This window comes from Streptomyces sp. NBC_00859, from assembly GCF_045161865.1.
Lineage (GTDB): Bacteria > Actinomycetota > Actinomycetes > Streptomycetales > Streptomycetaceae > Streptomyces.
In genome coordinates this window covers 6,644,891-6,664,321 of the sequence record NZ_CP108826.1, presented here as the reverse complement: position 1 = coordinate 6,664,321, position 19,431 = coordinate 6,644,891, and the positions used below count along the sequence as shown (strand labels likewise).

Genomic DNA, 19,431 nt, shown 5'->3' with positions numbered 1-19,431 from the left:
CTCTCCCCGGGCTCCCCGGCGACCTGAGCAGGTGACTTCACTCACTTCCGGGGCCCCTTCGCGGGACGCCCTGACGCCCCCCTGCCCTCCCCCGGCACCCGTCGCACCACGCGTACGGACGGTGTCGGGCGTACCCGTGCCCCGTACCGGCCGACCGGCTGCCAGGGGCTCAATCCCCTTCCTGTGAAGGACCTTTGAGATCCGTCCCGCCCCAAGACGGCCGGATACGAACGGACCTGACCGCGCTTCACCACGACCGGCCGGGCCCGGCAATCGATCGGAGCGTGAGGGCGCGGCCTATGAGCACACCGGCCCGCGGGTACGTAAGCTGTGCCTCGTCAGACGGACCGGGCAGCGGGGATGGACATGACGATGATGCGGCTCCGGCGCGAGGATCCGCGTGTCGTCGGCTCGTTCAGGCTTCACCGGCGGCTCGGCGCGGGCGGTATGGGTGTCGTCTACCTCGGGTCCGACCGGCGCGGGCAGCGGGTGGCACTCAAGGTGATCCGGCCGGATCTGGCCGAGGACCAGGAGTTCCGGTCGCGGTTCGCCCGTGAGGTGTCGGCTGCACGGCGCATCAGGGGCGGGTGCACGGCCCGGCTGGTCGCGGCCGACCTGGAGGCGGACCGCCCGTGGTTCGCGACCCAGTACGTGCCCGGCCCCTCGCTGCACGACAAGGTGGCCGACGAAGGGCCGCTGTCGGCCGCCGAGGTCGCCTCCATCGGGGCCGCGCTCTCCGAGGGACTCGTCGCGGTCCACGAGGCGGGTGTCGTCCACCGCGACCTGAAGCCGTCGAACATCCTGCTTTCGCCGAAAGGCCCCAGGATCATCGACTTCGGTATCGCGTGGGCGACCGGTGCGAGCACCCTCACCCATGTCGGTACGGCGGTCGGTTCACCGGGCTTCCTCGCCCCCGAGCAGGTGCGCGGCGCGGCGGTCACCCCGGCGACGGACGTGTTCGCGCTGGGGGCCACGCTCGCGTACGCCGCGACGGCCGACTCGCCTTTCGGGCACGGAAGTTCCGAGGTGATGCTCTACCGGGTCGTGCACGAGGAGCCCCATCTCTACGAGGTGCACGACGCTCTCGCACCACTGGTGCGGGCCTGCCTCGCGAAGGACCCCGAGGACCGTCCTTCCACCCTCCAACTGTCCATGCGGCTCAAGGAGATCGCCGCCCGGGAGGCCCAGGGGCTCTCCGAGGGCCGGACGCCCGCACAGCGCCGTGAGCAGGAGGCGGACAGGCCGACCGGGCGGCTCGCCGCGCCGCAGACGGAGCGGCACGCCCCGCCGCGCCGCGCGGACGGCGCGCAGACGCCCCGGCCGAAGACGTCCCGGCCGCAGGCCTCTCGTCCGTCGGCGCCGCACGGAGGGTCCCGGCCGGGTCCCGCGCGCGACACCACGCGCTCGCAGGGGCGCACGAACGGCCGTCCGGGGGCCCGATCGGGCACCGGGCGCCCCACCGGGTCAGGACGGCGGTCCGGCCCCAGTCCGCGGATGATGCGGCAGCGTCTGATCGTCTTCGTCGTGGTGACGCTGATCGTCCTGCTCGGGATCGCCGCGGCTCAGCAGTTCTGATCCGGCGCCGCACGGGCCACCGGCTGTCCTCCGGCCGTCCGGCGGCGGCTCCGGTCAGCTCTGCGGGCGGCCTGTCGCCACGGCGTAGAAGGCGACTGCCGCCGCCGCGCCCACGTTCAGCGAGTCCACGCCGTGCGCCATCGGGATCCGCACCCATTCGTCGGCGGCGACGAGGGCCTGCGTCGAGAGCCCCTCGCCCTCCGCGCCGAGCATGAGCGCGACCCGGTCGAGACGGTGCGGTGCGGCCTCCTCGATGGAGGAGGCCTTCGCGTCGGGGGTGAGAGCGAGCAGCTTGAAGCCCGCTTCGCGTACGGTCTCCAGCCCCTTGGGCCAGGATTCGAGACGGGCGTAGGGCACGGCGAACACCGCACCCATGGAGACCTTGACCGAACGCCGGTAGAGCGGGTCGGCGCAGTCCGGCGAGAGCAGGACCGCGTCCATCCCGAGCGCCGCGGCGCTGCGGAAGATCGCGCCGATGTTGGTGTGGTCGTTGACCGACTCCATGACGACGATCCTGCGGGCCGTGCCGAGCAGGTCGTCGGAGGTCGGCAGCGGTTTGCGCTGCATGGAGGCGAGGGCGCCGCGGTGCACGTGGTAGCCGGTCACCTGCTCGGCGAGCTCGGGACTGACGGCGTACACCGGGGCCGGCACCTCGTCGATGACATCGCGCATGACGTCGACCCACTTGGCCGACAGGAGCATCGACCGCATCTCGTACCCGGCGAGCCTGGCCCGGCGGATGACCTTCTCGCCCTCGGCGATGAACAGGCCCTCCACGGGCTCGCGCTTGCGCCGGAGCTCCACATCGGTCAGGCCCGTGTAGTCGCGCAGACGCGGGTCGTCGGGATCGACGACGGTGATGAGATCAGCCACAGGGTGATACTGCCTTGTCCTTGATGAGGTGCCAACGGCTGGACACGGAACCGGTCACGGGCGGCCGTGCGGCGGGCCGACCCGTACGACGGGGCCGATGACGATGACAGCGGGCGGGCGCACCCCTTCGGACCTGGCCTTCTCGCCGACGGTCGCGAGTGTCGCGTCGACCCGGCGCTGGGCGGCCGTGGTGCCTTCCTGGACGAGCGCCACGGGCGTTTCCTGGCTCTTTCCGTGCGCGATCAGCGCTGCGGCGATGGCACCGATCTTGTCGACACCCATCAGTACGACGAGCGTGCCGCGCAGCGCGGCGAGGGCGGCCCAGTCGACCAGCGAACGCTCGTCGTCAGGAGCGACATGGCCGCTGACCACGGTGAATTCATGGGCGACACCCCGGTGAGTGACTGGGATGCCGGCGGCTCCCGGGACGCTGATGGAGCTGGAGATCCCCGGTACCACCGTGCACGCGATACCGGCCGCTGCGAGGGCCTCGGCCTCTTCCATGCCCCGGCCGAAGACGAACGGGTCTCCGCCCTTGAGCCGTACGACGGTCTTTCCGGCCCTGGCGTGCTCGATGAGGGCGTTGTTGATGGCTTCCTGTGCCATGAACCGGCCGTACGGAATCTTGGCGGCGTCGATGACCTCGACGTGCGGGGGAAGCTCGTCGAGGAGATCCCGCGGGCCCAGCCGGTCGGCGATGACGACGTCGGCCTCGGCGAGGAGGCGCCGTCCGCGCACCGTGATCAGATCGGGGTCGCCGGGGCCGCCGCCCACCAGGGCGACGCTCGGGGCGCGGTCGCGGTCACGCGGGGCGGCGAGCGTTCCGTCACGCAGGCCTTCCACGACGGCGTCGCGCACGGCGGCCGATCGGCGCGGGTCGTGGCCGGTGAGGACTGCCACGGTCACGCCTTCGCTGCGCCCGGTGGCGGGTGTCCAGGCGGTGGCGGCTGCGGCGTCGTCGCTCCGTACGCACCAGATCCGGTGGCGCTCGGCCTCGGACGACGCCTGTTCGTTGGCTGCCGTGTCGCCGGTGGCGATCAGCACGTACCAGGCCCCGGCCAGGTCACCGTCCGCGTAGGCGCGCCGCTCCCAGATGATCTCGCCGGCCGATGCCATCGCTTCGACCGACGGTGTGGCCGACGGCGAGACGAGAAGGATGTCGGCACCGGCCGCGATGAGCGCGGGGAGGCGGCGCTGCGCGACCTGCCCGCCGCCCACGACGACGACGCGGCGGCCGGAGAGGCGGAGTCCTACGGGGTAGGCGGGGTACTCGGCGTGCTCGGCCATGGCGTGGCGGGCTCCTCGCGCGGGGAGGTCGGCTGTGTGCGCCGCTGCGACGGTGAAGCGGCTGGTGGGGAGGGGGTCGTACCCCGGGGACACTGTACGGTCCCGGGGTGGTCAGGACGACGGTGAGGGGCCGGGGTCACTGCTCCCGGCCCCTCACCGTCGTTTGGCGGCTACTTCTCGGTGACACCCGCGGAGTCGAAGGTGGCCACTTCGTGCATCGCCCTGGCCGCGCTCTGGACGACGGGCAGCGCGAGCAGCGCACCGGTGCCCTCGCCCAGGCGGAGGTCGAGGTCGACGAGCGGGCGCAGGCCCAGCTTGTTGAGCGCGGCGACATGGCCTGGCTCCGCACTGCGGTGGCCCGCGATGCAGGCGGCGAGCGCCTCCGGCGCGATGGCGCGGGCGACCAGCGCGGCGGCTCCCGCGCTGACGCCGTCCAGGATCACCGGCGTACGCAGCGAGGCGCCGCCGAGCAGGAAGCCGGCCAGCGCGGCGTGTTCGAGTCCGCCGACTGCGGCGAGGACGCCGATCGGGTCGGCCGGGTCGGGCTGGTGGAGGTCCAGTCCGCGCCGGACGACATCGACCTTGCGGGCGTGCATCTCGTCGTTGATTCCGGTGCCCCGACCGGTGACCTCGCCGGCGTCCTGGCCGGTGTAGACGCAGATCAAGGCGGCGGAGACCGTGGTGTTGGCGATACCCATCTCGCCGGTGAGCAGCACCTTGTTGCCCGCGGCCACCAGATCGCGGGCCGTCTCGATGCCCACCTCGATGGCGGCCAGGACTTCTTCGCGGGTCAGCGCGGGGCCCGTGGTGAAGTCGGCGGTCCCGGCGCGGACCTTGCGGGGCAGCAGGCCGGGCGTGGCCGGGAGTTCCCCGGCGACACCGACATCCACGACGCAGACCTCGGCGCCGACCTGGTTGGCGAAGGCGTTGCAGACCGCGCCGCCTCCGAGGAAGTTGGCCACCATCTGGCAGGTCACTTCCTGCGGCCACGCGGTGACGCCCTGGGCGTACACCCCGTGGTCCCCGGCGAAGATGGCGACGGCCGCGGGTTCCGGGATGGGTGGCGGGCACATCCGGGAGAGTCCGCTGAGCTGGGCGGAGATGATCTCCAGCATGCCCAGTGCGCCCGCGGGCTTGGTCATCCGCTTCTGGCGGTCCCACGCCTCGCCGAGCGCCTTCGCGTCCAGCGGCCGGATGTTGGTGATGGTCTCCTGGAGCAGGTCGTGCGGCTCCTCGCCGGGCAGCGCCCGGCGGCCGTACGTCTCCTCGTGGACGACCCAGGACAGCGGGCGGCGCTTGGACCAGCCCGCCTGCATCAGCTCGGGCTCCTCGGGGAACTCGTCGACGTAGCCGACACAGAGGTAGGCGACGACTTCGAGGTGTTCGGGCAGGCCGAGTGCCCGGACCATCTCGCGCTCGTCGAAGTAGCTGACCCAGCCGACGCCGAGCCCTTCGGCACGGGCGGCGAGCCAGAGGTTCTCCACGGCGAGTGCGGAGGAGTACGGCGCCATCTGCGGCTGGGTGTGCCGGCCGAGCGTGTGGCGGCCGCCCCGGGTCGGGTCGGCGGTGACGACGATATTGACCGGGGTGTCGAGGATCGCCTCGATCTTCAGTTCCTTGAACTGCTTGGCGCGGCCCTTGGGAAGCGACTTGGCGTACGCCTCGCGCTGGCGCTGGGCCAGTTCGTGCATCGAGCGGCGGGTCTCCGCGGAGCGGATGACGACGAAGTCCCAGGGCTGGGAGTGGCCGACGCTCGGGGCGGTGTGCGCGGCTTCGAGCACCCGAAGCAGCACCTCGTGCGGGATGGGGTCGCTGCGGAAGCCGTTGCGGATGTCGCGGCGCTCCCGCATGACCCGCAGGACGGCTTCGCGTTCGGCGTCGTCGTAGCCGGGGGCGGCGGCCGTGAGGGGCTCGGCCTCCGCGGGCTGCGCCTCGGCGGCGAGGAAGGCGTCCTGGCCGGTGTGCGGCTGAACGCCCGGCTCGGGTTCGCCCTGCTGCGGGACGTCGGACTGTTCCGGACCGGGCTGGGCTTCGGCGGGCTGTTCCGGGCTCACCGGGAACGGCTGGGCCTCGGGGGGCTGTACCGGCCCGGCCGCGGCGGCCGGCACCGGCTCGGTCCGCTCGGTGGCAGCGGGCTCGGGCTGCACGTCGGGCATGGCATCGGCAGTGGTTGCGGCCGGCGCGTCCGCCGTGGCTGCGGCAGCGGGCTCTGCCGCCGGTTCTGCCATCGGTTCTGCCATCGGTTCTGCCGCGGCTGCTCCGGCGGGCTCCGCGGCCGGCGGGGCGACGGGATCGGCGGCCGGCGGGACGGCGGGATCGGCGGCCGGCGGGACGGCCGCGTCCGTCCACGGAGCAGCCTGCGCTTCCGGTTCTGCCTGCGCGCCGGAGTGCGGCAGGGGCTCCACCGCGGGCAGTTGCTGCCCGGGAGCTCCGCCGTGACGGGGGGCGGGCACCGAGGCCACGGCCTCGGACTGCTGCTCCCCGGCCTCTATGGGTACGGATTCGGGTACGTGGACGGGCGCCGGTGTGCTCTCCGGCCCCCCGGTACCTGTACCGACCGCTTCACGCTCCGCACCGTCCGCGCCCGCTGCCTCCGCCTCCGCGGCGGCGACCGGCTCCGGACGGGCCTGCGGTACGGGCTGGGGGACGGCCTCGGCCACGGCATCGGCCACCGGTTCCGGCGCCGCGGCCGGCACGGCGTCCGCCACCGGGACGCCTGCCTGCGCGGCGGTCCCATCGGCCGTGTGCGGCGTCACGGCCGGCGTCTCAGCCGCCGGGGCGGGGACCGCGGGCTCGGCGGCGGCCAGGTCCGCCGGGAGCTCTTCGGCAGGCCGTGCGGCGCTCTGTGCGGCTTCGGCCTCCGGCTGATCCGGTTCGGCGGTCTCCGGGGCTGTCATGGCGGCGACCGGTGTCGGGGCCAGATGCGGCGCGGACGGCAGCGATCCCTCGACCGGGACGAACCTGCCCATCGAGTGCTGCCCGGCCACGGACTGGGCCGGCTCGGCCGCGGTGTCCGGCACCGCCGGCGCCGGGACGGCCGGGGCCTGCACGGCCACCGGCTCGGGAGCGACCGGCTCGGGAGCGACCGGCTCGGGAGCGACCGTTTCTGCTGCGACGGCCGGGGCGGCGGGCGCCTCGTCGGGCAGGGGGGCCTGCTCCGACTGCCCGGGGTGCGCGGCCGGGGGGACGGGTTCCGGTGCCGCCTGCACGGGCTGCGGCGACCACGGAGCGGCATGCGGGGGGATCTCCCCCAGCTGCGGGCCGGGAAGCACCTCCGCCTCGTCGCGCGGGAAGTCCAGGTACTCGGGTCCGAGCGTCTGCGGACCGGCAGTGGAGACCGGAACGGGCTGCGCCGGCGCGGCGGTCGGGCCCCGGTCGGCCAGTGAGCGCACTACGCCACCGGTGGTGTCGGGCAGGGGCGGGCCCATGTGCAGGGGCCTGCGGGGCGGCGGGGGCGACTGGGCGCGCACAGCGCCGACCTCGACGGAACCCGAGTCGCGTCCGCCGGTCTCGTGCGCACCCGGCTCGGGCAGCGGGCCTGCCGCGTCGGCGGCCCGGGGCTGGAACTGCGGCTGCCCCTGCGGCTCGCTCCACGCGCCCTGCGCGCCCGGCATCAGCAGCAGATCGTCGTCCTCGGGGGGAGTCTCTGAGGGGTCGAGGAAGGTGTAGGCACCGGGGGCGGGGAGGCCCGGCTGCTCCACCATGCCTGCGTTCCCCGGCTGTCCCTCGCCCGGGACCTGGCCGGTGTCGGTCATGCGTACCCCTCGCCCATCCATAGTGCTCCTTCAGCCCTTTACCGGGTCGCCCGTACTGAGACAACGAGCGGGCACGCCGTGCGGTACGAAAGGCCTGCGGACACTCAGTATGGTCACGGCCGTTCGACGCCGTGCAGGGGTTCCTGCCACGGTCCGCTGTGGGCTGCGCCACGTTGCGCGTCCCCGGTGCCGCCGTACCACACCAGGCCCCAAAACGGTCCCTTTTTCCGGACATTGGCGAACGAAGCGCCGAACCCCCAGCTGCGGTACAACAGTCGGCCAGCCTACCCCGCGCCGTCCCGGAGCAGGGTCAGGGGCCACTTTCCGGACGGCGGCCCGAGACCAGGAAGACCACCGAGCGCTCGCGCTCAGCCCAGGACCGGGTGTCGAGGTCAACGGTCTGGAGCAGTGCGCATTCCACGAGGTAGCCACCGTCCGCCAGGGCCGCTCCGAGCGCCTCGGCCTCGTCGCGGGTGGCCGCGTGCGTGACGATGCGCCGGGGCCTTCGGTCGGCGCATCCGGTGACAACTGCCACTCCCCCGCCGCCGATCCGGACCACGTCGGGCTCCGGCAGCCGCTCCAGCACGTGCGGCGCACGCCCATGGACGACCTGCAGCTGGACACCGAACCGGTGCGCGGCCGCATCCGTACGGACACAGCTCTCCCGGTCGGCGTCGACGGCGATGACCGCGGCACCGAACCGGGCGGCCTCGACGGCCAGCGCCCCGCTGCCCGAACCGATGTCCCAGACCAGATCGCCGGTGCGCGGGCCGAGCCTGGCCAGTTGGGCGGCGCGCAGCCCCGAGTGCTCCCCCTCACTGAGCCCTTCGCCGTACTCGGCGGACGGCAGCGCCCAGCCGCGGACCGACGGGGCGTCCGCGGGAGCGCTGCCACCGATGACGATGACGACGTTGGGGTCCCGCCAGGTGTGGTCGGCTGCCCTGTCCGACGTGAGGACGGTGACCTGCTCGCGGCTTGTGCCCAGCTCCTCGCAGATGACGAAGGTCCGGTGCACCCCTTCGAGGAGCAGGGCCAGCTCGGCGGGGCCGGCGCCGGGTGAGGTGAGTACGGCGACCTTGGGGTGCGCCCGGCAGACGTTGACCGCGCGCCGCAGCGTACGCGGGTGGGCGACGACGATCTCGGCGTCGTCCCAGGGCATACCGGCGCGGGCGAAGGCCGCGGCGACGGACGAGACGGCGGGGACCACCTCGATCTCCAGGCCGTACTCCGGGGCGCGCAGGGTGCGTACGACTCCGTGGAAGCCCGGGTCGCCGTCGGCGAGCACCACGGCGCTGCCGCGGTGCCCGGCGATCCGGCGGGCGGCGAGGCTCACGCTGCCGAGGCGGATGCGCTCCGCGCCGGGGGGCACTTCGGGAAGCGCGAGATGGTGGGCGGCACCAGCCACCAGCGTGGCCGCGGAGAGGGCGGACCTGGCGGCTGCCGTGAGGGACGAACCGTCCCAGCCGATCACCGTGACCCGGTCGGCCATCGTCGTCATTCTCCTGGTGTCGTCGCTCGGGGCGGTGCAAGGCGCTCTGCCGGTGTCCGGACAGCCGTTCCGGCCGGACTGGTTCCGGTGGCGCGGGAACGTCGGGGCCCGAACGCGGGGGCTGCGGTACGGAACGGCGGCACCCGCGAGGTTACCCGCTGCGGCCGGCGGCCGACGAGGGGGTCACTGCCAGTCGTTGTAGGTGCCGTATCCGTTGGCGTCGGCCAGCTGATCGGCGACGCCTTCCAGGTCTTCCGGGAGCAGGCTCCACACGATGAGGTCGGTGCGGATGTCGGTCCAGCCGCCGTCCGTGCCGTTCTCGGTGCGGGTGCGCGCTATCCAGGCGTTGCGCAGCACCCCCTCGCTGATGCAGCCGATCTTCTGTGCCACCTGCTGCGCCGCCGTGTTGTCCGCCGGGGTGCGCAGCTCGATGCGCTCGAACCGCAGGTCGCGGAAGAGCCACTGTGCGACGGCGAGGACCGATTCGGTGGCGTATCCCTCACCACGCGCCCAGGGGGCCGTGACATAGCGGACCTCGGTGGCCATGGTGCGCCAGTTGGTGGCGCGCAGGTGGACGGTGCCCACCAGCCGCTGGGTCAGGAACTCCGTGACGGCCAGGACGATCCCCCGCCCGGCGGTGCGTTCCGCGGGTGCGATCCTGCGCACCCAGCGCTCGCCGTCGATGTGCTGGTAGGGGTGGGGCGCCGTGGTCCAGGCGGTGACCATCTCGTCGTTCATCATGTCCGCCAGCGGCGGGATGTCCGCCTCCTCGAAGGGGCGAAGCACCAGCCGGTCCGTGCTGATGGAGATGTCCGGGAAGGTGGTCGTCATGCGCTGCTCCATGGCCGGGGACCGACGTAAAGCCACAGCATGCAGCATGGGAACCGCGCGCCGCATGACCGGGTGGGTGCGGGAGGCCCCGCGTACCACGTGAGGGTACGCGGGGCCGGCACGGGCAAGAGCGGTACGGGTGTCAGGACTTGACGGCGCCGAAGGCGGGGATGACAGCGCCCTGGTACTTGTCGTCGATGTACTTCTTCACCTGCGGGGAGTTGAGGAGCTTCGCGAGCTTCTCGACGCGCGGGTCCTTCTCGCTGCCCTTCTTGACGACGAGGAGGTTGGCGTACGGGTTGCCGGCAGCCTTCTCCAGGACGAGGGCGTCCTTGGCGGGCTTGAGCTTGGCGTCGATCGCGTAGTTGCCGTTGATGACGGCGGCGTCGACGCTGCCCAGGGCGCGGGGCAGCGTGGCGGCCTCCAGCTCCTTGAACTTCAGGCCCTTGCTGTCCTTGATGTCGGAGAGCTTGGCTTCGCTGCCCACACCGCTCTTGAGGGTGATCAGCCCGTTGTCCGCCAGCAGCTTGAGCGCGCGGCCCTCGTTGGTGGTGTCGTTGGGGACCGCCACGGTCTGCCCGGACTTGACGGACTTGAGGTCCTTGTCCTTCTTGGAGTACAGACCCAGCGGCTCCAGGTGCACGCTGACGACGGGGACCAGGTCGGAGTGGTTCTTCTTGTTGTAGTCGTCGAGGTACGGCTTGTGCTGGAAGAAGTTGGCGTCGACCTGGCCGGTCTGGGTGGCCCTGTCGGGCAGGACGTAGTCCGTGAACTCCTTGACCTGGAGCTTGAGTCCGGCCTTGGCCGCCAGGTGGGTCTTCACATAGTTGAGGATGTCGGCGTGCGGGACGGGTGAGGCCGCGACGACGAGCGGCTTGCTCGTGTCGGCCTTCGCGCCCTCGGGCTTGCTCGACGGGTCGGACGAGGTTCCGCAGGCGGTGAGACCGATGGCCAGAGCGGCGACGGCAGCGGCGGACGCGGATATCTTGCGGGAGTTACGCACGAAAAGTGCCTCTTTCCAGTGGTGCGGACAGCGCCCGGACAAGGAGTGCGGGCTGTGAGCGGATGAGAAGTCCTACGAGGAGGTGCGCCCCCGGCGCGCGAGCAGACGTACGGCTCCGTCGCCGATGAGCTGGATCGCTGTGACGATCACGACCAGGACGATCACGGTCGCGATCATGAAGCTGTTCTCGAAGCGCTGGTACCCGTAGGTGATCGCTTTGGAGCCCAGCCCCTCGCCACCGACCGCACCGGCCATCGCCGAGTAGCCGATGAGCACGATGACGGTGGTGGTGACCGCGGAGACCAGCGAGGGCAGCGCCTGCGGCAGCAGCACCTTCCTGACGATGGTGGGCACGCTGCCGCCCATCGACTGGACCGCTTCGACCAGGCCGTGGTCGACCTCACGGACGGCTGTCTCGACGAGCCGGGCGAAGAACGGGACGGCGCCGATCGCGAGCGGGACGATCATCGCGGTGGGGCCGATGAAGGTGCCGACGACGAAGGTGGTGAAGGGGATGAGCGCGATCAGCAGGATGATGAAGGGCAGCGAGCGCCCGATGTTCACGATCACGCCGACGACCTTGTTGACCGGCCGGTTCTGGAGCAGCCCGCCCTTGTCCGTGAGGACGAGGAGCACGCCGAGCGGCAGCCCGGCGATGATCGTGACGACGGTGGCCCACAGGACCATGTAGAGGGTGTCGGTGGTGCCCTGCGAGAGCAGCGGCTGCATCTCGGACCAGTTCACTTCACGTCCTCCTTCACAAGTGCGGGGTGCTCGGCGCCTGCCACTTCGATCTGGAGGCCCTGTTCGCGCAGGAAGCCGATGGGCACGACGTTCTCCTCGAACGGGCCGGGCAGTTCGATCCGCATCCGGCCGATCTGGTTGCCGCCGACGGTGTCCATCGCGGCGCCCAGGATCGATATGTCGATGTTGTAGGTGCGGGACAGCTGGGAGATCACCGGGCGGCCCGCGCTCTCCCCGTGGAAGGTGACGTCGATGACCGTACGGCCGGCGTCCGGCAGCGGTCCGCCCACCGGGAACAGCTCGCGGGCGAGTTCGGAGCCGGGTGTGGCGAGCAGTCCGGCGACGGTTCCCGACTCGACGACCCGGCCGCGCTTCATCAGCGCGGCCGAGTCGCAGACGGTCTTGACGACGTCCATCTCGTGCGTGATGAGCAGGACGGTGAGACCGAGCTGCTGGTTGAGGTCGCGCAGCAGCTGGAGGATCGACCGGGTGGTCTCGGGGTCGAGTGCGGAGGTCGCCTCGTCGGAGAGCAGCACCTTCGGGTCGCCGGCCAGCGCGCGGGCGATGCCGACGCGCTGCTTCTGGCCTCCGGAGAGCTGCGCGGGGTAGGACTTCGCGCGGTCGGCGAGGCCCACGAGGTCGAGGAGTTCGAGCGCCTTGCGGGCGCGTTCGCCGCCGGTGACGCCGAGGATCTCCAGCGGCAGTTCGACGTTGTCCTGCACGGTGCGCGAGGACAGCAGGTTGAAGTGCTGGAAGACCATGCCGATCCGGCTGCGTGCCGCGCGCAGCTCCCGGCCCGCGCGGCTGCCGCGGCCCGCGAGCGCGGTGAGGTCGGTGCCGTCGACGGTCACGGTGCCGGACGTGGGGCGTTCGAGGAGGTTGACGCAGCGGATGAGCGAGGACTTGCCGGCGCCGCTCTGGCCGATGACGCCGAACACCTCGCCCTCGCGGACGTGCAGGTCGACGCCGTCCAGGGCGGTGACCTCACGGCCGCGCGAGGCATAGACCTTCGTCAGGCCGGTGGTGGTGATCACAGATTTTCCGTCACTGTCGAGTGCGCGGCGCGGTGTCCGCCGGCACGGGGCATTCGTCTGGAAGCGCGGCACGGCCGTAACGGTGGTGGCCGGAAGGCTTTCGTGCGCGTGGCCGCCCGGCTGCCGTGCCCGCGGAAGTGCGGGCGGGGGCGGCGCGGTGGCTCTCGGTCCCGCTTCGGGGCGCGGGCAGGGACCCTCAGAAGGCGCGCATTCGACACATACAACGAGCACCGGGCGTGCTGATCGCCTCGGTCGCAAAGGTGCGGCTGCTCGTCGTGGTCATGCGGCAAGTAAAGCAGAAGTGAGAACGGCCCGGACCCGCATGTCCGTATAACGGACACGCCTGGACGCCCTCCGCGCCAGTCGCACGGCACCCGTGAACCCCTTCCCACCTGCGGCGACGCCGCAGGGGCCGACGAGTGCGACATCCCGGTGGACGGGCTGCGGGAGGCCAGGGCTGTGGCCAAGACCACGACCTTGATCGCGGCCCTGCTCCGGGGCCGCGCGCGGCGGGCCGCCCACGCCGTAATACCCTCGGCTCCATGCTTGTCGCCCTGACGGTCGCGGTCACTGTGGCCGCGCTCGCCCTCGCCGCCTGGTGCGGTTACGCCGCCTACCGGGACCAGCCCACGAAGGACTGGCACTTCATCGGCATGGCCGTCGTCTCGGTGCTGGCCCTGGCGCAGCTGGTGATCGGCATCGTGCAACTGGCCCGCGGCGAGCGGCCCGAGCAGGGCAAAGCGATCTTCATCGCCTATCTGGTCGGCGCTTTCGCCGCCGTGCCGGCCGCCGGGTTCCTCTCGCTGACCGAGCGGACCCGCTGGGGATCGGTGACGGTCGCCGCGGGCGCTGTGGTACTGGCCGTACTGGAAGTCCGGCTCTACGACATCTGGGGAAACTGACGATGACCACAGCTGAGGAGAAGCCCCGGTACGAGCTGGGCACCGGCCCCGGCCGGGTACTCGTCTGGTTCTACGGGGTGTTCACGGTCGCGGCGGCCTCCCGCTCGATCGTTCAGATGATCATGGACTTCGGGAAGGCGCCGCTCGCCTACTCGCTGTCGGCAGTGGCCGCCCTGGTGTACGGCTTCATCACGTACTCGCTGGTGCGGGGCGGCGAGAAGGCCCGCCGGGCGGCGCTGGTGTGCTGCGCCGCCGAGCTGGTCTTCGTCCTCGTCGTCGGCACCTGGACACTGACCGCCCCCGACGCGTTCCCGGACGCCACGGTCTGGTCGGACTACGGGATGGGCTACCTCTTCATCCCGGTGATCCTGCCGGTCCTCGGCATGATGTGGCTGCGCAGGGCCGCCAGGCGCTGACGGCGGCGCCCGCCGCCCGCCCGGGGGTCAGGCGCTCTTCACGTACGCGCCCGCCCCGGCCTCCTTCTCCAGCGTCACCACCGTGACCGCGCCGCCGGTCTGCTCGGTGGAGACCGGGACGTATCCATGGCTGCGGTACAGCCGCAGGCTGCCGTCGCCGCGGTGACCGGTGAACAGCCGGAAACGCCTGGCGGCCGGGTCCGACGCGAACTCGGCCTCGATGGCGGTGAGCAGCCGCCCGCCGATGCCGTGCCGCCGCATCCTCGGATGCACGATCAGTTTGGCAATCCGGGCCGTGCCCGAGGCGTCCACGCCGCCGCGCACGGAGGCCACCACTTCGCCACCCAGGCGGGCCACCAGTACGTGGCCCCCGACGAGTTCGGCCCGCAGCGCGTCGAGCGTCTGGGTGAGCGGCTCGATGGAGTAGTCGCCGTAGAGCTCCGCCTCACCCTGGTAGCAGAGGTACTGCAGTTTCAGAATCTGCTCGGCGTCCTGCGCAGTCGCCGCTGAGATGGTCACGCTCATGCCCATGTGCGCATGCCTCCCGCTCACCTGTCCACCGGATGTCTACCGCTCCTTTCCCCACCGGTCCCCGGCCGCAATCTCCGACGCCAGCATTCGCCTCAGACATCCCAGACATCGGGAACGAACAGGCCCCAGACTCCCCTGTGACATACCCAACTCCCCCGCGATCTCGCGGTAGGTGGGGTCGGCCGGCGAAAGCATCGCGGCGAGCAGCCGCGGGCAGCGTCCGGGTGTCCGGCTCACGGCGTCCCGCACCGCCCGGCGCCGCTCGGCGGCGAGCGCCGCGGGCTCCGGGCGCGCCTCGGTGTCCGCGTACGGCTCGACGGCGTACGGCAGTTCCCGCCTGGCCCGGCGCCGCGCCCGGCGGGCCTCGGCCCGCACGGCTGAGCGGAGCCAGCGCCGGGGTTCGGCCGGGGTCTGCTCCAGCAGCCGCACCCAGACGGCCTGTTCGAGATCGGCCGGGTCCACTCCGGCCGCGGCGGCCTCGGCGGCTGCCTCGGCCGCGAGCAGCGGGCTCAGTTCGGTGACGAGATCCATGCCGGGCGGGACGCGGCCGCCGCCGGGTGCGGTTGCCCCGGCGGCGCCATCTCACCCGTACGGGGAGGACGGCCGGGCCGTCAGCGGGCGCGGTGGTCGGCGGCCGCGAGCAGCGCCGTGTCCGCGTTGTCGGAGAAGACCCCGTCGATCCCCGTTGCGAAGTACGCCCGGAACGCGCCGAAGGCGTCGCCGTACGCGTTCGGGTCCGTACCGCGCCGGAAGTCCGCCGGCAGGAAGGTGTTCTCGTTGCGCATCGTGTACGGGTGCAGGAGCAGGCCCTGGGCATGGGCGTCGCGCACCAGGCTGGTCGGCTCGGTGAGCCGGCCGTCCTTGTCCTTCGGGATGACCGAGTCGAGGGTGGGGCCGATGCCCTGCGCGTAGGAGCCGATCCACTTCAGCCCGGCCGGGCTCTGGAGGTCGGCGACGGTACGCGGGTCCCCCGACTGCACGAAGTCCCAGGGCCTGCTCGCCGGATCGGCGAGCAGCACGATGCCCGGAGTGCCGCAGAGCCGGGCGAGGCGCTGGATGGAGCCGGGCTCGAAGGACTGGACGAACTGCGGGGAACTGCGGCGGTCCCGGCCGTACTTGCGCAACAGCGCGACGAGGCGCTCCTCCAGGCCGAGCCCGAGCCCTCGGAAGTAGGTGGGGTGCTTGGTCTCGGTGTAGAGCCAGACCGGCCTGCCGCGCCTGCGGCCCTCCTCTTCCGCCCAGCGCAGCACCTCTTCGAAGGTGGGCACGTACCAGCGGCCGTCGTAGAGCGTGTTGTGCTGGCGATTGGCCGGAATCCGCTCCTTGGCCCGGAGCGTCCGGAGTTCGGCCAGCGTGAAGTCCTCGGTGAACCAGCCGGTGATATCTGCCCCGTCGACCGATTTGGTCGTCTTGCGGTCCGCGAACCGGGGGTGCGCCGAGACGTCGGTGGTGGCGGTGATGTCGTTCTCGTGGCGGCAGACGAGGTGGCCGTCCCTGGTGGGCACCACGTCCTGCTCGATGATGTCCGCGCCGAGGTCGAGGGCGTGCTGGTACGAACCGAGTGTGTGCTCGGGGCGGTAGCCCGCGGTGCCGCGGTGACCGATGACTGTGGGGACGGGCAGGTCCCCGTACGCCGTGTGGCCGGTGCTCCGTCCGTCGGCGCTCGCCGTGCCGGGCAGCCCGAGCGCTGCTGTACCGAGCACCGCCGCGCCGAGCAGTGTGCGCCGTCCGGGTCCTGTCTGGCTGCCTTGCGACATGGGCACTCCTCGCTGTGATGTCCCGCACCTGTCAACGCTGAAGGGCCCGATGGTAGGCAGCTGCGCCTAACGTAGGGGTGGAACACCTCCCGATCCGGCTCGAACGCACGTCAACACCGCGCCTCAATGGGGTGAACCCGATGTGCGCCGTGCCACGGCGCGCGAGTACCGTACCGACCTGCACATACTTCACCGTGGCCGCCCGGCCCCGACTCCGGAGGAACCGTTGTCCCGACTCGCACTCATCAAGGCAGTGCTCGGACCGATCATGCGTCTGATGTTCCGCCCGCAGGTGGAGGGCGTCGAGAACATCCCCGGGACCGGTCCGGTCATCCTCGCGGGCAACCACCTGACGTTCATCGACTCGATGATCATGCCGATCTGCGTCCAGCGTCAGGTCTGCTTCATCGGCAAGGACGAGTACGTCACCGGCAAGGGGCTGAAAGGCCGTCTGATGGCCTGGTTCTTCACCGGTGTCGGGATGATCCCGGTGGACCGTGACGGCGGACGCGGCGGTGTGGCCGCCCTGATGACCGGCCGCCAGGTGCTTGAGGACGGCAAGGCGTTCTCGATCTACCCGGAGGGCACCCGCTCCCCCGACGGGCGGCTGTACCGCGGCCGCACGGGCATCGCGCGGCTCACGCTGATGACGGGCGCGCCGGTGGTGCCGTTCGCGATGATCGGCACGGACAAGATCCAGCCGGGAGGCTCGGGGCTGCCCAGGCCCGGCAAGGTGACCGTCCGCTTCGGAGAGCCGATGGAGTTCTCGCGGTACGACGGCATGGGCCGCGACCGCTACGTGCTGCGCGCGGTCACGGACTCCGTGATGGCCGAGGTCATGCGCCTCTCGGGTCAGGAGTACGTCGACATCTACGCCACGAAGGCCAAGGCGGCCTGACCCCGCGCCACCGGCCTGCAGCGGAGGGCCACCCGGATCGTCCCGGGTGGCCCTCCGTCATGTGTACCGGGGCGCGCCGTGCGTCAGACGTCGAGCTTCTGCCCCCTGAGCAGGAACCACGAGGTCACCGCCGTGGCGAGCAGGACCGCGGAGCCGACGCCGGCCGCCGCCTGGAAACCGTGGGTGAAGGCTTCCTGGGCCGAGGAGAGCAGAGCGGCCCCCTGGTCGTGCGGCAGGGTCTTCGCCGTCTCGACGGCGCCGCCGAGCGACTCATGTGCCGCGGCGGCGCCGCCGGCCGGGACCCCGTGCGGGATGGAGAAGCCCCGGTAGATCCCGGTGACCACCGAGCCGAGCAGGGCGATCCCCAGAGCCGTACCCAGTTCGTACGCCGTCTCGGACACGGCCGACGCCGCGCCCGCCTGGTCCTTGGGGACGCTGGAGAGGATGACGTCGGAGGTCACGGTGAAGGCCAGGCCCGCTCCGAGACCGCCGAAGAACAGCGCGAGCCCCAGAGCCACGACCCCGGTCGACGCGCTGACGGCCACACAGCCCGCCAGGGCCACCGCCACCGCCGCGAGCCCGCCGGCCACCGCACTGCGTACCGATGCTCTGCGCGCGACGTACCCGGCGAGCAGTCCCGTGGCGACCGCGCCCACGGCTGCGGGGAGTTCGATCAGTCCGGCCTCCAGCGGGGAGCGCCCCTGGACCAGCTGGAGGAACTGCGAGAGGAAGAAGACGAGACCGGAGAGTCCGAGAATGGTCAGCAGGTCCGCCAGGACGGCCCCGGAGAAGCCGCGGTGGTGGAACAGCCGCATGTCGAGCAGCGGTGACTCCAGGGTCAGCTGGCGGCGGGCGAACCAGAGCAGGGTCAGCACCCCGAGGACCGCGGCCGCCAGGACGTCCCAGTGGAAGCCCTCGGCCGCCGCCTCCTTCACCGCGTACACCACCGCCATCACACCGACCAGCGAGAGGCCCACACTGACCAGGTCCCACGGGCCCGGGTCCGGGTCGCGCGACTCGGGCAGCACCTTGACGCCGACCAGGACGAGCACCAGCATCACCGGCAGGTTGATGAGGAAGACGGAGCCCCACCAGAAGTTCTCCAGCAGGAACCCGCCGACCACCGGGCCCACCGCGGTACCCGCCGAAGCGGCCGCGCCCCAGATCCCGACGGCCAGGCTGCGCTCCCGCGGGTCGTGGAAGATGTTGCGGATCAGCGCGAGTGTGGAGGGCATCAGGGTGGCCCCGGCGACGCCGAGCAGGGCCCGCGCGGCGATCATCATCTCCGGACTGGTCGCATAGGCGTTGAGTACGGAGACCCCGCCGAAGGCGACCGCACCGGTGAGCAGCAGCTTCTTGCGGCCGATCCGGTCACCGAGGCTGCCCATGGAGACCAGCAGCCCCGCGATGACGAACGAGTAGATGTCACCGATCCACAGCAGCTGGGTGCCCGAGGGCTTGAGGTCCTCGCTGAGGAAGGGGGTGGCCAGGCCGAGCACGGTCGCGTCCACGGCGACCAGCAGCACCGCCAGGACGAGCACGGCGAGGGCGAGCCAGCGGCCGGGACTGCGAGTGTTCCCGGAGTCGTTCGTCCGCCGGGTGGTACCGGTCATTTCTCCACGCTCCGTTGTGCGCCGCCGAGCAGCAACTCGGCGATCATGTACGAGAAGTCCTTGGCCGCGACCCGGCCGTCCTGTATCGCCCAGGCGCAGGTGCCGATGAGCCCGTAGAGCGCCTCGGTCAGCCACGGGGGCGTGAGGTCGATCCGGAACTCGCCGGTCTCCTGGCCCCGTCGGAAGAGGGCGCAGACACGGGCGTCGAGGCGGGCCCAGCCGTCGTTCACTCCCTCGCCCTCGAAGAGTTCGTTCTCGGTGACCAGGAAGGCGAGCAGCCCGGCGGAGGGTTCGACCTCGGCGATGAAGCGCCGCAGGGCGTCCCTGGCCGGCCCCTCATCCGTCCTGGCCGCGTCGAGGGCCGCTTCGAACTCCGCGATGCCGAACTCCTCCAGGGCCCTGACCAGCGCGTCACGCCCCGCGAAGTGGCGGTGGAGGGTGGCCCTGCCGATTCCGGCGGCTCTGGCGACCTCGTCCATGGTGGCGGTCGCCTTGCGGGTGAGCAGTCCGGCGGCGGTGCGCAGCACGTGGTCCCGGTCGACTGTCATGAGACAACCATAACCACAATGAGACACTAATGTCTCATTGATATCCCCCGCCACCGGGGCTTCCGCGCCCTGGCGAGGCCGGGAGGGGGCCCCGCCGGATCATGACGTGCTCGGTAACCGGCCTGCTCACAGGCCCACTAGCATGGGGCACGACACGCCGGTTCGACGGAACGAG

At 71.9% G+C, this 19,431-nt stretch carries 17 protein-coding genes; 4 read left to right on the top strand and 13 right to left on the bottom strand.

What is annotated here, in order from left to right; genetic code table 11:
• Nucleotides 1-366: 366 nt before the first annotated feature.
• Nucleotides 367-1,575 (top strand): serine/threonine-protein kinase, encoded by a 1,209-nt coding sequence (locus tag OG584_RS29335; RefSeq protein WP_405784337.1) that lies wholly within the window; start codon nt 367-369, stop codon nt 1,573-1,575.
• A gap of 54 nt (nt 1,576-1,629) precedes the next feature.
• On the opposite strand, the gene OG584_RS29330 is transcribed toward OG584_RS29335, so the two are convergent.
• From OG584_RS29330 to OG584_RS29295, 8 genes are all read right to left on the bottom strand, one after another.
• Nucleotides 1,630-2,448: a TrmH family RNA methyltransferase gene (locus tag OG584_RS29330; protein WP_405782335.1), complete on the bottom strand. Its 819-nt coding sequence runs from the start codon at nt 2,446-2,448 to the stop codon at nt 1,630-1,632.
• 54 nt (nt 2,449-2,502) lie between these two features.
• Nucleotides 2,503-3,735: a uroporphyrinogen-III C-methyltransferase gene (gene cobA, locus OG584_RS29325; protein WP_405782333.1), complete on the bottom strand. Its 1,233-nt coding sequence runs from the start codon at nt 3,733-3,735 to the stop codon at nt 2,503-2,505.
• Between the two features lie 170 nt (nt 3,736-3,905).
• The gene (gene cobT / locus OG584_RS29320) at nt 3,906-7,490 is read right to left on the bottom strand and encodes a nicotinate-nucleotide--dimethylbenzimidazole phosphoribosyltransferase (RefSeq protein ID WP_405782332.1); all 3,585 of its coding nucleotides are present in this window, start codon (nt 7,488-7,490) and stop codon (nt 3,906-3,908) included.
• A 310-nt stretch (nt 7,491-7,800) separates the two neighbouring features.
• Entirely contained in the window at nt 7,801-8,979 is a 1,179-nt protein-coding gene (gene cbiE, locus OG584_RS29315; protein WP_405784335.1) for a precorrin-6y C5,15-methyltransferase (decarboxylating) subunit CbiE, read from the bottom strand.
• A gap of 183 nt (nt 8,980-9,162) precedes the next feature.
• Nucleotides 9,163-9,810, bottom strand: coding sequence for a GNAT family N-acetyltransferase (locus OG584_RS29310; RefSeq protein WP_405782330.1), 648 nt, complete (start codon nt 9,808-9,810; stop codon nt 9,163-9,165).
• A 142-nt stretch (nt 9,811-9,952) separates the two neighbouring features.
• A complete protein-coding gene (locus OG584_RS29305) occupies nt 9,953-10,813 on the bottom strand; it encodes a MetQ/NlpA family ABC transporter substrate-binding protein (protein ID WP_405782328.1) in 861 nt (286 codons plus the stop codon).
• A 72-nt stretch (nt 10,814-10,885) separates the two neighbouring features.
• On the bottom strand, nt 10,886-11,557 hold the full coding sequence (locus OG584_RS29300) for a methionine ABC transporter permease (protein ID WP_405782327.1): 672 nt from the start codon (nt 11,555-11,557) through the stop codon (nt 10,886-10,888).
• Nucleotides 11,554-12,591, bottom strand: a complete 1,038-nt coding sequence (locus tag OG584_RS29295; RefSeq protein ID WP_405782325.1) for a methionine ABC transporter ATP-binding protein — start codon at nt 12,589-12,591, stop codon at nt 11,554-11,556. Before OG584_RS29295 ends, OG584_RS29300 begins: the two co-directional genes overlap by 4 nt.
• 542 nt (nt 12,592-13,133) lie before the next feature.
• On the opposite strand from OG584_RS29295, the gene OG584_RS29290 reads away from it, so the two are divergent.
• Both OG584_RS29290 and OG584_RS29285 read left to right on the top strand, forming a co-directional pair.
• On the top strand, nt 13,134-13,493 hold the full coding sequence (locus OG584_RS29290) for a hypothetical protein (protein ID WP_405782323.1): 360 nt from the start codon (nt 13,134-13,136) through the stop codon (nt 13,491-13,493).
• A 2-nt stretch (nt 13,494-13,495) separates the two neighbouring features.
• Nucleotides 13,496-13,909 (top strand): hypothetical protein, encoded by a 414-nt coding sequence (locus OG584_RS29285; RefSeq protein WP_405782321.1) that lies wholly within the window; start codon nt 13,496-13,498, stop codon nt 13,907-13,909.
• A 27-nt stretch (nt 13,910-13,936) separates the two neighbouring features.
• Here the strand turns inward: OG584_RS29285 and OG584_RS29280 are convergent, their stop codons facing one another.
• The 3 genes from OG584_RS29280 to OG584_RS29270 form a co-directional block, all read right to left on the bottom strand.
• On the bottom strand, nt 13,937-14,440 hold the full coding sequence (locus OG584_RS29280; protein WP_405784333.1) for a GNAT family N-acetyltransferase: 504 nt from the start codon (nt 14,438-14,440) through the stop codon (nt 13,937-13,939).
• Between the two features lie 36 nt (nt 14,441-14,476).
• Nucleotides 14,477-14,971: a sigma-70 family RNA polymerase sigma factor gene (locus OG584_RS29275; RefSeq protein ID WP_405782319.1), complete on the bottom strand. Its 495-nt coding sequence runs from the start codon at nt 14,969-14,971 to the stop codon at nt 14,477-14,479.
• Nucleotides 14,972-15,051: 80 nt separating this feature from the next.
• Entirely contained in the window at nt 15,052-16,197 is a 1,146-nt protein-coding gene (locus tag OG584_RS29270) for a glycerophosphodiester phosphodiesterase (RefSeq protein WP_405782317.1), read from the bottom strand.
• A gap of 226 nt (nt 16,198-16,423) precedes the next feature.
• On the opposite strand from OG584_RS29270, the gene OG584_RS29265 reads away from it, so the two are divergent.
• Nucleotides 16,424-17,095, top strand: a complete 672-nt coding sequence (locus tag OG584_RS29265) for a lysophospholipid acyltransferase family protein (protein WP_405782316.1) — start codon at nt 16,424-16,426, stop codon at nt 17,093-17,095.
• 83 nt (nt 17,096-17,178) lie between these two features.
• On the opposite strand, the gene OG584_RS29260 is transcribed toward OG584_RS29265, so the two are convergent.
• Nucleotides 17,179-18,708, bottom strand: a complete 1,530-nt coding sequence (locus OG584_RS29260) for an MFS transporter (protein ID WP_405782315.1) — start codon at nt 18,706-18,708, stop codon at nt 17,179-17,181.
• Complete coding sequence (locus OG584_RS29255) at nt 18,705-19,256, bottom strand: TetR/AcrR family transcriptional regulator (protein ID WP_405782313.1); 552 nt, start codon at nt 19,254-19,256, stop codon at nt 18,705-18,707. The genes OG584_RS29260 and OG584_RS29255 overlap by 4 nt, the downstream gene beginning before the upstream one ends.
• Nucleotides 19,257-19,431: the final 175 nt, after the last annotated feature.